The 13,976-nt window shown below is 36.9% G+C and carries 14 protein-coding genes; 6 read left to right on the forward strand and 8 right to left on the reverse strand.

The genetic code is table 11. The features are described 5' to 3' along the window. Nucleotides 1–22: 22 nt before the first annotated feature. A complete protein-coding gene (locus tag AC1DDK_RS02865) occupies nt 23–565 on the forward strand; it encodes a C40 family peptidase (protein WP_172660752.1) in 543 nt (180 codons plus the stop codon). Here the strand turns inward: AC1DDK_RS02865 and AC1DDK_RS02870 are convergent. Both AC1DDK_RS02870 and AC1DDK_RS02875 read right to left on the reverse strand, forming a co-directional pair. Beyond that, nucleotides 560–1,447, reverse strand: coding sequence for a flavin reductase family protein (locus AC1DDK_RS02870; protein WP_337715669.1), 888 nt, complete (start codon nt 1,445–1,447; stop codon nt 560–562). The genes AC1DDK_RS02865 and AC1DDK_RS02870 overlap by 6 nt on opposite strands. Before the next feature lie 115 nt (nt 1,448–1,562). Beyond that, the gene (locus AC1DDK_RS02875; RefSeq protein ID WP_337715671.1) at nt 1,563–2,561 is read right to left on the reverse strand and encodes a fumarylacetoacetate hydrolase family protein; all 999 of its coding nucleotides are present in this window, start codon (nt 2,559–2,561) and stop codon (nt 1,563–1,565) included. 330 nt (nt 2,562–2,891) lie between these two features. On the opposite strand from AC1DDK_RS02875, the gene AC1DDK_RS02880 reads away from it, so the two are divergent. The 3 genes from AC1DDK_RS02880 (at nt 2,892) to AC1DDK_RS02890 (ending at nt 6,275) form a co-directional block, all read left to right on the forward strand. Further along, nucleotides 2,892–4,058, forward strand: coding sequence for a homogentisate 1,2-dioxygenase (locus AC1DDK_RS02880; RefSeq protein ID WP_288883787.1), 1,167 nt, complete (start codon nt 2,892–2,894; stop codon nt 4,056–4,058). A 124-nt stretch (nt 4,059–4,182) separates the two neighbouring features. After that, nucleotides 4,183–5,313, forward strand: a complete 1,131-nt coding sequence (gene hppD, locus AC1DDK_RS02885) for a 4-hydroxyphenylpyruvate dioxygenase (protein WP_477633817.1) — start codon at nt 4,183–4,185, stop codon at nt 5,311–5,313. A gap of 41 nt (nt 5,314–5,354) precedes the next feature. After that, nucleotides 5,355–6,275, forward strand: a complete 921-nt coding sequence (locus tag AC1DDK_RS02890; protein WP_172660757.1) for a YihY/virulence factor BrkB family protein — start codon at nt 5,355–5,357, stop codon at nt 6,273–6,275. Here the strand turns inward: AC1DDK_RS02890 and AC1DDK_RS02895 are convergent. Together AC1DDK_RS02895 and AC1DDK_RS02900 are read right to left on the reverse strand one after the other, a co-directional pair. Further along, the gene (locus tag AC1DDK_RS02895) at nt 6,272–6,553 is read right to left on the reverse strand and encodes a hypothetical protein (RefSeq protein WP_172660758.1); all 282 of its coding nucleotides are present in this window, start codon (nt 6,551–6,553) and stop codon (nt 6,272–6,274) included. The two genes, AC1DDK_RS02890 and AC1DDK_RS02895, sit on opposite strands and share 4 nt — an antisense overlap. A gap of 111 nt (nt 6,554–6,664) precedes the next feature. Beyond that, nucleotides 6,665–7,252 carry a porin family protein gene (locus AC1DDK_RS02900; protein WP_337715673.1) on the reverse strand — a complete coding sequence of 196 codons (588 nt, stop codon included), beginning with the start codon at nt 7,250–7,252 and terminating at the stop codon, nt 6,665–6,667. Between the two features lie 156 nt (nt 7,253–7,408). On the opposite strand from AC1DDK_RS02900, the gene AC1DDK_RS02905 reads away from it, so the two are divergent. Further along, on the forward strand, nt 7,409–9,178 hold the full coding sequence (locus AC1DDK_RS02905) for a sensor histidine kinase (RefSeq protein WP_337715676.1): 1,770 nt from the start codon (nt 7,409–7,411) through the stop codon (nt 9,176–9,178). A 40-nt stretch (nt 9,179–9,218) separates the two neighbouring features. Here AC1DDK_RS02905 and AC1DDK_RS02910 read toward each other — a convergent pair whose 3' ends face one another. Then, entirely contained in the window at nt 9,219–9,518 is a 300-nt protein-coding gene (locus AC1DDK_RS02910) for a hypothetical protein (protein WP_048904240.1), read from the reverse strand. Nucleotides 9,519–9,699: 181 nt separating this feature from the next. Between AC1DDK_RS02910 and AC1DDK_RS02915 the strand changes: the two genes are divergently transcribed. Then, complete coding sequence (locus tag AC1DDK_RS02915; RefSeq protein WP_288883790.1) at nt 9,700–10,845, forward strand: tetratricopeptide repeat protein; 1,146 nt, start codon at nt 9,700–9,702, stop codon at nt 10,843–10,845. Here AC1DDK_RS02915 and AC1DDK_RS02920 read toward each other — a convergent pair whose 3' ends face one another. The 3 genes from AC1DDK_RS02920 to AC1DDK_RS02930 are packed head-to-tail and all read right to left on the reverse strand — an operon-like array spanning nt 10,846 to nt 13,970. Then, the gene (locus AC1DDK_RS02920; protein WP_288883791.1) at nt 10,846–11,430 is read right to left on the reverse strand and encodes a riboflavin synthase; all 585 of its coding nucleotides are present in this window, start codon (nt 11,428–11,430) and stop codon (nt 10,846–10,848) included. It lies immediately after the preceding gene. Nucleotides 11,431–11,435: 5 nt separating this feature from the next. Then, nucleotides 11,436–12,920 carry an acetyl-CoA carboxylase biotin carboxylase subunit gene (accC, locus tag AC1DDK_RS02925; RefSeq protein ID WP_337715678.1) on the reverse strand — a complete coding sequence of 495 codons (1,485 nt, stop codon included), beginning with the start codon at nt 12,918–12,920 and terminating at the stop codon, nt 11,436–11,438. Between the two features lie 9 nt (nt 12,921–12,929). Further along, on the reverse strand, nt 12,930–13,970 hold the full coding sequence (locus AC1DDK_RS02930) for a threonine aldolase family protein (protein WP_172660764.1): 1,041 nt from the start codon (nt 13,968–13,970) through the stop codon (nt 12,930–12,932). Nucleotides 13,971–13,976 lie beyond the last annotated feature (6 nt).

The following is a 13,976-nucleotide window of genomic DNA, read 5'->3' on the forward strand; positions in this document are numbered from 1 at the left end:
TAATATCTTTAACCCGATTGATATGAAGAAAACCATTATTCTATTCAGTGTAATACTTTTAAGTTTTACGGCAGCTAAGTCGCAAACTTCTATACCCGTTCAATTTCAGGAACTGGTGCATAAGCTTAGCCAGGAAGTACCAGATCAGGATAAGAAATCAGCAATCAATGCTTCGCCAAATCGCTTATTGGAATTTGCAAGATCTATGCTTGGTATCCGGTACCGCTCGGCTTCCAGTAGTCCTAGCAAAGGTTTTGACTGCTCCGGCTTTGTCAATTACGTTTTCAGCAATTTTGGTTTTAAAGTGCCTCGTTCATCCAGAGAATTTGCAACAAGTGGTGAAGCCAAAAAGCTAGAGGACGCAAAAATTGGAGATGTAATCCTGTTCACCGGAACGAATAGCAGATCAAGAACCCCCGGCCATGTTGGGATTATCTATTCTATAGATGGAGATGAAATCAAATTCATTCATTCTTCTTCGGGAAAGAAAAGAGGAGTAACAATTACCAGTCTGGATGATGGTTTTTACAAAAAACGTTTTATAAAAGTAATCAGTATCCTATAGCAATACTATCTTTAGCGCGTCGTTCACCTTGCCCTGCGCCAGCCACTCTTTAGCAAGTTCATGGAGCTCACGTTCACGATTATTAGCATCACCAATAGTTGCGTCTAAAATCTCCTTAACATCTGGTACATTTCTGAATGCGTCAATTTCATCGTCAGTTGGTAAATGTTCCATATTACCAAGTTTCCCTAGGTCGTTACCCGTTAATACAGTTGAATTACGAACTGCTTTAGGTAATGCGTCCACACCTATTCCAAGTGTTGTTAATGGCTTAGCTACTTTAAACAAATTTTCTGGTGTCACCCTGCAATACCAATCGCCCCCTAAGCGTGCTACAAGATCAATTTTCGCCTGATCAATTTTCCCCTCTTCGTCTAATATCTCTTCTTTAATGTGAATTAGCTTTACCTCGGCCAATATAAGGTTCCCTGCCCCTGGATTTTCTCCCAGGTGAATTACTTCCCTGACCACACATTCCATCTGCACAGGAGCCTCTGCAACCCTTGGTGGCTTAACCAATTGTGAAGGGAGCATGGTAAACCCGGCCTTTTCAAATTCATTTATTCCTTTTGGGTATTCAGTACTCGCTAAACTGGTTTGCTGTACCATAGGATAATTTACAATATTAATAACACACTCCTTAACCTCTAATATGTTTTCGAGTGTATGTTTGGTTGTATTGTCCCGTACCCTTCTTGCCGGAGAAAATATACACAATGGCGGGTTGGTACTAAACATATTAAAAAAACTAAAGGGGCTCAAATTAATATTTCCAGCCTGATCGATAGTTGTGGCAAAACAAATTGGTCTTGGTGCAATTGCATATTGCATATAGTTCTGCAATTGCATAGGGCTTAAATCGGAAGTATTGAGGGTTAGCATAAAGTTATTGATTGATATATGTTATGTCATCACGACAAGAGCCCGTCATCTCTCCTATCGTCGAGATGACGTAGACATACGAGATGACGTAGCCATAATAGTCGAAAGGAAATAATTACTTCTTCTTCAAGGTCAAAATAGAAAAATCGGTATCGACCTTCTTAATGGTATTACTTAAATGACCAAGACCTGTGATTTCCATTTCTACAACATCACCGTCCTGCAGCCATTGAGGCTTAAAATTTGGGTCATTTAATAATCCTGTACCATTCAATTCAAGAAAACATCCTGTTCCAACAGTACCGGATCCGATTACATCGCCTGGTAAAATATCTACACCATACGCGCAACGTTCAATAATTTCAGCAAAAGTCCAGTCCATATCTGCCATGTTTCCTGCAGACACTTGTTTACCGTTCACGGTACATGTCATTTCAAGATTATAAGTATTACCAGTGTGTCCTGATTTAGCTGAGGTTTTGTATTCTAACAACTCATCTGGAGTTACCAGCCATGGTCCTATTACGGTAGAAAAATCTTTGCCTTTGGCAGGCCCAAGATTTAACAGCATTTCTTCCATTTGTAATGTTCTGGCACTCATATCATTCATAATGGTAAAACCAGCTATATAATCATCTGCCTCTGCAGCTGTAATATTTCTTCCTTTTTTGCCTATTACTGCGGCTACTTCCAATTCAAAATCAAGTTTTTGGAAATGATCGGGCATACATTCAATTTCGCCGGGACCCTGGATGGCATTATGATTGGTAAAATAAAAGATTGGATATTGGTCAAACTCCGCAATCATATCAACTTTACGATTTCTTCGGGCAGCAGCTACATGCTGACGAAATGCATAACCATCTCTGCACGAGGCTGGATGAGGTACCGGAGCAAGCAATTCAAAAAAAGCTTCCTGCTTTGGTGACAGCTCTCCTGATTTGATCTGACTATCAACTTTTTTTGCACGGCCCATCAAAACTTCACCACCTTGCAAAAAGGCATTCATCTCATCAGGCAATTGTTTATCGCATGAATTTAAATTGTAAATGTGTCCGTTTACAAAAACACCAAGGTGTTCTCTGTCTTCTGTTTTATAGGATACCAGTTTCATATGATCAATAGTTTTTTGTAGTTATTCAAATCTATATAAAAAATAAGGCAAACAGACTAAATAATTTTCGCAGAGAATTATCGCCTACAATTTGTTGATTAGCAGATTAAATACTTAATTTAGCCACCGCAAAAGAAAAATGATACAAAGCAATTTTATATATCAGAGTCAGATAGCCAGGCAAGCATTGGCTTCATTTAGATATGCCATGCTTTCCAAAATCATTTTCGCGCAATATTCCCTTTAAGCTCCAAACCATCCTGCTTTATTTAAAACGTTTTGCACGTTTTAATCGTTATTAAATTACATTTTAACCAAATACCTACTGCTATGCCTATATATCATACCTTAGGAACTATACCTGCTAAACGCCATACTGTTTTTCGTAAACCAGATGGTAAATTATATGCAGAAGAATTAGTCTCTACTGAAGGGTTTTCAAGCCTATATTCACTCGTTTATCACTGCCATCCACCTACTATTGTAAAGTCATTAGGAGAACCATATTCTGTAGAGCCTAAGATTGCCCGTGAAAAACATTTACGCCATACCAGTTTAATCGGTTTTAATATCAAACCTGAAGATGATTATTTACAAAGTCGTAAACCAGTATTGGTAAACAGTGATTTACACATTTCTCTGGCCGCTCCAAGAAAATCAATGACCGATTATTTCTATAAGAATAGCCAGGCAGATGAGGTAATTTTTATACATGAAGGTACCGGCACCTTAAAAACAGGCTTTGGAAAGATCCGCTTTGAATATGGCGACTACCTGGTAGTGCCACGGGGAACCATTTATCAGATGGAATTTGATGACGAAAAGAATCGTTTGTTTATTGTAGAAAGCTTTAGCCCTATCCGATCACCTAAGCGCTATCGTAATGAATATGGACAATTAATGGAACACTCCCCTTATTGCGAGCGGGATATTAAGCGACCAACAGATCTGGAAACCATTGATGAATTTGGTGATTTTAAGGTGCTGATTAAAAAACAAGGACTAATGTATCCTTATATCTATGGAACCCACCCTTTTGATTTTATAGGATGGGATGGCTTTCATTACCCGTGGGCATTCTCTATTCATAACTTCGAACCAATTACTGGTCGTTTGCATCAGCCACCGCCTGTTCATCAAACATTTGAAGGACACAATTTTGTGATCTGTTCTTTTGTGCCCCGCAAATACGATTACCATCCCCTTTCTATACCTGCTCCTTATAATCATAGTAATGTAGACAGTGATGAAGTACTTTATTATGTTGACGGAGATTTTATGAGTAGAAAGCGCGTAGTTAAAGGCCAGATTACTTTACACCCGGGAGGTATTCCGCATGGCCCACATCCGGGTGCAGTAGAAAAGTCTATAGGCAAGGAAAGTACAGATGAGCTTGCAGTTATGATAGATCCTTTCAGACCATTAATGCTTACTGAAGATGCAGTTAATATTGAAGATGAAAGTTATCATAAAAGCTGGCAGGAAAATATCGAGTAAAAAATTMAGCTGTTGCCCGCTTCCTCAAAATCTTGAAGGGAAGATTTTGTATGTCAGTTCACAACACAGAATTTTTTAAGGAAAAAGAAGATAAAAACTAACTTATTATTCAAATAATACTAAAATGACTACACAAACATTTGCAGAAAAGATTGCCAAAGCGCAAGATTTTCTTMCTATAAATGGAACAGATTATATAGAGTTTTATGTAGGAAATGCCAAACAGGCTGCGCATTTTTATAAAACAGCATTTGGCTTCCAATCATTAGCATATGCAGGTCCGGAAACAGGGGTACGTGATCGGGCATCTTATGTACTGCAACAAGGAAAAATCAGATTGGTATTAACAACGGGGTTAAAATCTGACAACCAGATTTCTGAACATGTAAAAAAACATGGTGATGGAGTTAAAATATTAGCCTTATGGGTAGACGACGCTTACAGCGCTTTTGAAGAAACCACCAAACGTGGCGCTAAGCCATATTTAGAACCGGTTACTAAAACTGATGAGCATGGTGAAGTACGCATGTCAGGTATTTATACCTATGGCGAAACGGTACATATGTTTATCGAGCGTAAAAACTATAATGGTTCCTTTTTACCGGGATATCGGGATTGGGAAAGTGATTACAACCCCGTTGATACGGGTTTGCTTTATATAGATCACTGTGTTGGCAATGTGGGCTGGAACCGAATGAATGAAACTGTTAAATGGTACGAAGATGTAATGGGTTTTGTAAACATTCTTTCGTTCGATGACAAACAGATCAACACAGAATATTCAGCCCTGATGAGCAAGGTGATGAGTAATGGGAATGGCTACTCTAAATTCCCGATCAATGAACCAGCAGAAGGCAAAAAGAAATCGCAGATCGAGGAATATCTGGAGTTTTATGAAGGCGAAGGGGTGCAACATATTGCTGTAGCAACTAAAGATATTTTAGCTACGGTAAAGGAATTAAAAGCTCGAGGGGTTGAGTTTTTAAGTGCACCCCCTGAAGCCTATTACAATATGATGCCAGAACGAGTTGGAGAAATTGATGAAGAAATAGTACAACTAAAAGAACTTGGAATTCTTGTAGATTGTGACGAGGAAGGCTATTTGCTCCAAATATTTACTAAACCGGTTGAGGATCGTCCGACTTTATTTTTTGAAATAATACAACGTAAAGGGGCCCAATCTTTTGGTGCAGGAAATTTCAAAGCACTGTTCGAGTCTCTGGAACGCGAACAAGAACTAAGAGGGAACTTATAAAAAAAATAGTTACTTTCGGGGTTCAAGGCTATAATGTGCAAATGGAGATTAATAGAGTTAACAAGATAATGCTGTTTTGTATACATTTCAAAGCAGCATTTAAATTATTTCAAAAAAACGATCCATTACGTTTAGCTGGGGCCACCGCTTTTTTTGCAAATTTTGCACTACCTCCTATCCTGATTATATTAATTAGACTTTTTGGGTACTTTATTGACAGAAAAATACTCGCTTCAAGAATGTTCGAGCGTCTGGCCAGTATTTTGGATGATACCAGTACAGGGCAAATCAGACAGACCTTAAGAAATATAAGAGGAATTGATCATAAATGGTATGCAACTTTACTCAGCTTTATTTTCTTCTTATTTGTAGCCACTACACTGTTCACTGTTATTAAAAATTCTATGGACCAAATCTGGTCTATTGCAAATAAAGAACATGCAGGGTTTATGTTTAAAATGAAGTTAAGGGCACGCTCAATGATAATCATTTTACTGGCCGGACTGTTATTTACGATGGGTTTTATAACCGATAGCATTCAGGCATTTATTGGTTCGTACATAAACACGGCCGCTCCTACTTTTGGAAAAATATTTCTTTCAATGTTAAATCAGCTTTTATTTATAGCCATTGTAATGATCTGGTTTACAGTACTGTTTAAATTTTTAACTAATGGCCGGCCAACCTGGAAAGCTGCACTAAAGGGCGGTTTGTTAACAGCGGTATTATTCACAATAGGTAAATATATACTAAGAATAATGCTTCCGCTCAGTGGAATAGGCAACATTTATGGTACTTCTGGTTCTATTGTTCTAATTATGTTGTTTGTATTTTATTCTTCTTTTATATTCTATTTTGGGGCTTGTTACATTAAGGTACTAAGTGATTCCAAAGAAACTCCTATACGCCCGATAAAAGGGGCGTTTGAATATGAAATAAAAGAAGTGTTAAAAAACACTTAGCATACCTGTGGTTTGGAAATCTGCTCAAACCCATGCATTTCAAATACTGCCAGCTTACTTAATAAATTGTAATGTAAAGTGCCAAAGAAGTTAACAATCCCATCTTTGTTTTTACCTTCAATACAAATGTTTTCTTTAACAATCTCCTGGTGTTCTAATTTATGATCAGCAAGAAGGACATCTTCATCCTGAATTTTCACATCATTTGCCTCGATTGAGAACTGATTTAGCAGCTTAGAGAAGCTTTGACCGTTTAGCAATAGTTCTTTGATATTCATGATCAATTTGATTTAAGTAGGGACGGAAGCATCATCAATTTTAAAGCCAAAAAGAAAGGGTAAATGATTTACATTTACCCTTTTATACAAAATGTGGAAAACTTTTATTTACTAGAACACCCTGTAAGCCAGTCCGAAAGTAAAAAGGCTCAGTTTGGTATCGTTATAGCCATCTTTTCCGATTTTAGAAAGCCCGGCTTCGTATCTTAGATCAAGACCTAAATTACCAATATCGACACCTGCGCCAAATTGCCAGGCGAAATTCTGTCCTTTAAAATTACCTTTAAATACGCTTCCTGCGGCTTGTCCAAATGACTGTTCATCGTCCAAAATAAAGGAAACTACGGGACCTGTATTTAACCTTAGGCCAACACCAGCTGCGCCAAGTTTTGTACCTATCAGTATAGGTACATCTAAACTGGTAAACTTAACTTTATTTTCTTCTCCTGAACTCGCTTTTAATGTGGTGTTTTTACCACTCAAATAAAGCTCTGGCTGCAAATGAATACCTGCTGCACCGATGCGGGTCCATATACCAGCATAGTAACCAGCCCTATTGTCACTGCTAAATGTATTTTCCGTACTTAATTTTGAAAGGTTTGCTCCGGCCTTTAAGCCCATTTGGAAGCTAGGCAACACCTGACTAAAAGCAACCAGATTAAAGCAAACAAATAATGCTGATAAGATTAATTTTTTCATATTAGAATGATTAGTATTTTATTAATTAAACGACTATTACTATGTAAAACTAAGAATATTTTTAATTTGTATCTAAATTACGTAGTTTTATCTTAAAAGATCAACACAATATCATTGTTGTCCTCTTATCCCTCATTATTATTACCCTGCTGTTTAATGGATTTTACATTTAATTTATACTCGATTGTTCTAATTTTATTTGGCACAGCTACTCTCCTGCTATCTTATTATATCTATAGAAAAGAAGGAGGAGCCGTTCGCTTTTTTGGCATTATGATGTTCTCAAGTGCCATATGGTCATTTGCGTATGGCTTTGAGTTAGCAAGCACCACAATTGAACAAGCAAAACTTTGGATAAGTATTGAGTATATAGGTATCTCTCTGCTTCCATTATCCTGGCTTCTATTCTGTTTAAAACTATCAGGAAAGGATCATTGGTACCAGAATAAAATAAATATGTTTATTCTAATTGCCACAGCAGTTATTCCCATATTAATGGTTTGGACAAATGATTATCACCATTTACATTTTAAAAGTTACCATATGGACACTACAGGGGATTTTCCAATGGTTGCTCTTGAAATGGGACCATCATTTTGGATATTCACTTTATATTTCTATCTGTTATTGGCTACTGGAAGCTACTTATTAATTATCACGTTTCGCAAATCAGACCCTATTTACAAAAGTCAAAATTATAGTATAATAATAGCTGCATTTATACCCTGGATAACAAATATCACCTATTTTTTGGGGTTCAGACCTTTCGGTCAACTCGATATTACCCCTTTTGCTTTTATTATTACAGTATTTTTAATCAGCATTGCCATCTATCGTTTTAAGCTCTTCGATATTTTACCTGTTGCAAGGGAAAAAGTATTAGAACTAATGCAAGATGGTTTCGTTATACTGGATAGCAAAAACAGGGTAATTGATTATAACTCTTCTTTTAGAAGATACTTATCAGATATTAAGAAAAGTAAAATAATAGGAACTCAGATTGAAGCGCTTTTTCCCGACCACAAAAAGCTTGCTGCATTGATTAAAGAAAGGCAATCGGGGAAAATCGAATTAAAAATAGAAAACCATAACGGATCATTTGAACTGGAAGCAGAAATCAGAACTTTAAATGAAAATCAGCTTAAATTAAACAGCGAGGCGGTCATTATAAAACTACAGGACCTTACTACATTAAGAAAGGAAGCGCTACGTTCTAAATCACAGACAACAGAACTTCAACAGCTTAATCAACTTAAAGACAGGGTATTTTCCATAATCGCTCATGATTTACGAGGGCCTTTGGTTAACCTTGGAGAAATCCTTAAAATGACCTCAGACGATGTAATTACTATTGAAGAATTCAAAACACTGTCGCCCACTTTAAGCAGAGACATTTTATATACCACAGAACTTTTAGATAATATTTTGCATTGGTCTAGAAGCCAATTAAAAGGTTATGGAATCGATCGGGACTTCTTTGATCTGAAAAATATCCTGGTCAATGAAATCAACTATCACTTACCAGCGGCAGAGGCAAAAAATATTCGAATAATACAAGATGTTTTTCCAGGTGAGATGGTTTATGCTGATAGACTGATGATACAGATTGTAGTTAGAAACATATTAAACAACGCCATTAAGTTTTGTAATGAAAATTGTGAAATACATATAACAGCTGTATACAAAAATGGCTTTATTGAACTTCGTATCGAGGACAACGGCGTTGGAATGTCAGAGATTGCACTCCAAAAAATACATAATGGAGATAACATATCCACAAGGGGTACAATGAATGAGAAAGGCACAGGATTAGGCCTGGTGATATGCAAAGAGTTTATGGAGAAAAATGATGGCAAACTTATAGTCAGAAGTGAACTGGGTAAAGGCTCTTCTTTTTGCATATATCTACCGGTAGATCTAAAGTAAAATGCCCGCAAGTTGCGGGCATTTCATTGCGTTTAGACTTTTATTTACCTGTGGCGTCGTTTATAGCTTGCTGTTCTTTTAAGGCATCAACATTGTTTTTGTTACCAAAGTTTTGAGTTTTATCTGCAAAATAGTCGAGTATGCCAACAATCGTGTCCAAATTATCTGAAACTCTTTGATGCATATCAGGCAAATCCTTCTCTAACCTTTTATCTCCAAGCTCTATATTATCAACTTCAATTTTCCCTATTTTTTGAATTATTGCTTGTTGTGAGTGCTGTAAGTCTTCTAATTCTCTTACGATTTTCTGCATCAATTCAAACTTCTTTAAAGTATCCATATTCGTATTTTAATTAAGATTAATATTCATTTTATATTATAATTCAACCAATTACCCTGCCAATATGTTTTGATTTTTTATAATGAGATCATCCGGGCATCGTTATATACATAAAAAAATAGAGACAAAACTTGCAATACCAATAAATAACTAATACTTTAGTTGTTTAAATATTACCCGTATGAAAAGAGCACTTCTTGTATTTTTTGCAGTCATTTCTTGTCAGATTACTTACGGACAGAGTAAAGCTGTCCTTGATAATGAGAAACTGCTGGAATTTTATCAAACACAAAAATATATCGATGCAGCTCAATATTTAAAAAGCATTTATGCTGAGGATACTCAGGATGAAAAAGAAATATCGCAACTTGCTTATGCCAATATGATGGCAGGCAAACTTCCGGAAGCAGAAAAAAATTATTTAAAGCTCCACGATAAACAACCTCAGAACTTACCAGTATTGTTTAGCCTTGCAAATATCAACCTTAGAAGAGGAAACGATGAAAAGGCCAAGGCATATTACATGGATATCCTTAAAATCGATAGCACAAATTTTACTGTATATAAGCAATTAGCCAATTTGAATAAGGGAGAAATGAACCTGGCTAAAATAGGTTATCTTAAAAAAGCGAATGAAATAAATCCTATTGATCCGGATGTGGTATTTGATTTGTGCGAGCTCTATTTTAAAATGAACTTTTTTGACAAGGCAAGTAATATATTACAACCGGCCTTAGATGCAGATAGCACAAATCTGCAACTGCTCAAAATGAAAATGCCTATTAGTATGGCGAATAAAAAATATGATGAAGCTATCAAAACCGGAGAGAAATTATTAAGTTATGGTGATAGCTCGACCTTTGTCCTCAATAATCTGGGAAAATCTTATTTTTTCATTCTTGATTACAAAAATGCATTAAAGAATTTTTTAGTAATAGAAAGTAAGTCGATGGATAGCGAAGCATTATATTATTCCATTGGACTTAGCTACAGAGGATTAAAAGATTATAAAAATGCTATTCCTTACCTCGAAAAAGCAATACAAGAAGGAATATCAACCAAAATTGCCAGCTATTATGGCTTACTTGGAGATTCATTTGAAGGTGTAAACAAGAATACTGAAGCAAATGCAGCATATAAAAAAGGCCTCCAATTCGAAAACAATGGAAGCCTGTTGTATAATATTGCTCTTGTCTACGAAACAAAGCTTAACGACAAGAAGAATGCAATTGACTATTATGAGCAATACTTAAAGACAATCAACCCTAAAGAGCAAACAAAGCTGATCGGATTTATTAAAAACAAGATTGTCGAATTAAAAAGATAACTACCTGTTTATTAGTCTGGCAACGTATTTACCTATAATATCAAACTCAAGGTTTACTGTGCTACCTACATTAACCTCATGTAAATTAGTGTGTTCAAAGGTGTAAGGTATTATGAATACAGAGAATTCATCAATATCTGAATTTACTACCGTTAAACTGATACCATTAACTGACACAGATCCTTTTTCTACGGTAACATTCCCACTATTAGAATCATACTTAAACCTGTACTCCCAGCTCCCGTCAAGCTCAGCTCTCTTAATGCATACTGCTGTTTGATCTACGTGGCCTTGAACAATATGCCCGTCCAATCGTCCATTCATTAACATGCAGCGCTCCAGATTTACTTTATTACCTATCCTTAACTCATTGAGATTGCTTTTCTGCAGCGTCTCTTCTATTGCCGTAACCGTATGAGTATTTTCTGACAACGCTACCACAGTTAAGCACACCCCGTTATGCGAAACACTTTGATCTATCTTTAGCTCATTACTTAAATTCGATTGTACGATATAATGTTTGTTTGTACCTTCCGACATTATATCTGTAACCTCCCCAAGTGTTTCTATTATTCCTGTAAACATATTTATTAATTAAACTTAACTCTATTTTTTCTCCAGTTGCTCACTACTTCCACCTGGTTTTGTATCGGCACCACATCGGGCTTTTTCAATGAAATTACCGCAATTAAAGCTGCCATGAGGGCCTCATCCTCATCTTCATTTTTCAAACTTTCTGCACTAAAGTATTTACTTACAAAATGAGTATCAAAATTACCACCTTTAAAAGCATTGTGCTGCATTACAAATTTCCCAAAAGCAAGAGTAGTTTTTATACCCGTAATGTCATATTCATCAATGGCACGGATCATCCGTTCAATTGCCTCTTCCCTATCCTTACCGTATGTGATTAACTTCGCAATCATTGGATCATAATAGATCGGAATTTCCATGCCCTGTTTAAAACCATCATCAACACGAACTCCGTTCCCCTTTGGTGTATTGTATGTTTGCAATACGCCTATATCCGGCAAGAAATTGTTTTCCGGATCTTCAGCATATACTCTCAGTTCAAGCGCATGCCCATTAATCTTCAAATCCTCTTGTTTATAGGAAAGTTTTTCACCTCTGGCAATCTTAATCTGTTCTTTTACCAGATCCAAACCGGTTATCATTTCAGTAACGGGGTGCTCTACCTGAAGTCTGGTATTCATTTCAAGGAAAAAGAAATCGAGGTTTTCATCCAGAATAAACTCAACTGTTCCAGCACCCACATAACTTACAGAACGCGCTACATCTACTGCACAGGCTCCCATCTTTCGACGAGTTTCTTCAGTTAAAATACTAGATGGGGCTTCTTCAATTACTTTCTGATGTCTTCTTTGAATAGAGCATTCACGTTCAAATAAATGAACAATATTACCATGAGTGTCTCCAAGAACTTGAATTTCTATATGTCGTGGCGACGAAACATAACGTTCAATAAATACAGATCCATCACCAAAGGCTGATGTAGCTTCACTAACTGCCAACTGCATTTGCTCTTCAAAGTCGGTCACTTGCTCTACCACCCTCATTCCTTTTCCACCGCCACCGGCAGCAGCTTTAATCAGAATCGGGAATCCAACTTCAATGGCTCTTGCCTTTGCTTCTTCAATATCGGTAATTGCTTCTTCGGTGCCCGGCACCATGGGAATATTATATTTCAAAGCAGCTGCTTTGGCCGATAATTTATTTCCCATAATTTCCATTGCCTCAGGCGTTGGCCCAATCAGAATTAATCCTGATTCTTTAACTAACCTTGCAAAGCCAGCATTTTCCGATAAGAAACCATATCCAGGATGTATTGCTTCAGCTCCGCTAGCCTTGCAGGCTTCTATTATTTTTTCTCCTAATAAGTAAGATTGATTTGACGGAGCCGGGCCAATGCAAATTGCTTCATCAGCATAAAGTACATGTAACGCTTCTCTATCAGCCTCAGAAAATACAGCAACTGTTTTTATTCCCATTTCACGTGCAGAACGCATAATGCGCAATGCGATCTCACCTCTGTTGGCTATAAGGATTTTATTCATCTGTTAAAGTTATTTATGGGCAATTGGATGTAAATGTATTATGTTTTCGATTGCCATGTCAATCATCTCCGAAGAAACATCTAAATGGGTGACCATTCTGATCGTATTTGGACCAGTAGTATTACAAGCAATACCTTTTTCAGCCAAAAGAAGAACGATATCATTAGCTCTAAATCCAGGTGCCACATCGAACAGCACTATATTTGTTTGGACAGGCAGTACAGACGACACATAATTAACTTCATTTAAAGCACCTGCCAATGCAACTGCATGCTGATGATCGATGGCTAAACGCACTACATGATGGTCTAAGGCATAGATTCCCGCTGCTGCTAAAAAACCTGCCTGTCTCATCCCGCCACCAAATGCCTTACGTATCTTCCTTGCCTTTTTAATAGTTTCCTGAGATCCTAGCAGTACAGAGCCTACGGGAGCACCAAGCCCCTTTGATAAGCAAACCGATATTCCGTCGAAATACTTTCCGTAGTCCTTTGCATGATCGCCGGTAGCAATTAAAGCATTAAATATCCTTGCCCCATCTAAATGAAGTTTTAATCCTTTAATATTACAAAGTGTATGGATCGGTTCTATTTGATCTAAAGTATAAGCTATGCCTCCGCCCTTATTTACTGTATTCTCTAAAACTACCAGGCTGGAGTTTGGATAGTGAATATTATTTTCATTTATTTCTGGTTCAATTAACTCCGGTGTTAATATCCCTCTGTCTCCATATAACAGGCGAACTGAAGCCATAGAGTGATAAGCAATACCGCCACCCTCATAACGATAAACATGAGATGTTTGGTCACATATCACCTCGTCCATAGGCTGAGTAAAACACTTAATTGCAATCTGATTGGTCATTGTACCTGATGGGCAAAACAATCCGGCTTCCATATTAAATATACCCGCCAATTTCCTTTCCAATTCATTTACTGTCTCATCTTCGCCAAAAACATCATCACCTATTTTTGCACTCATCATAGCTGCCCGCATTTCTGCTGTAGGTTTTGTTACTGTATCACTTCTAAAATCAACTTTTATCGCCATGTTATT

This window comes from Pedobacter sp. 05T44 (assembly GCF_056395985.1).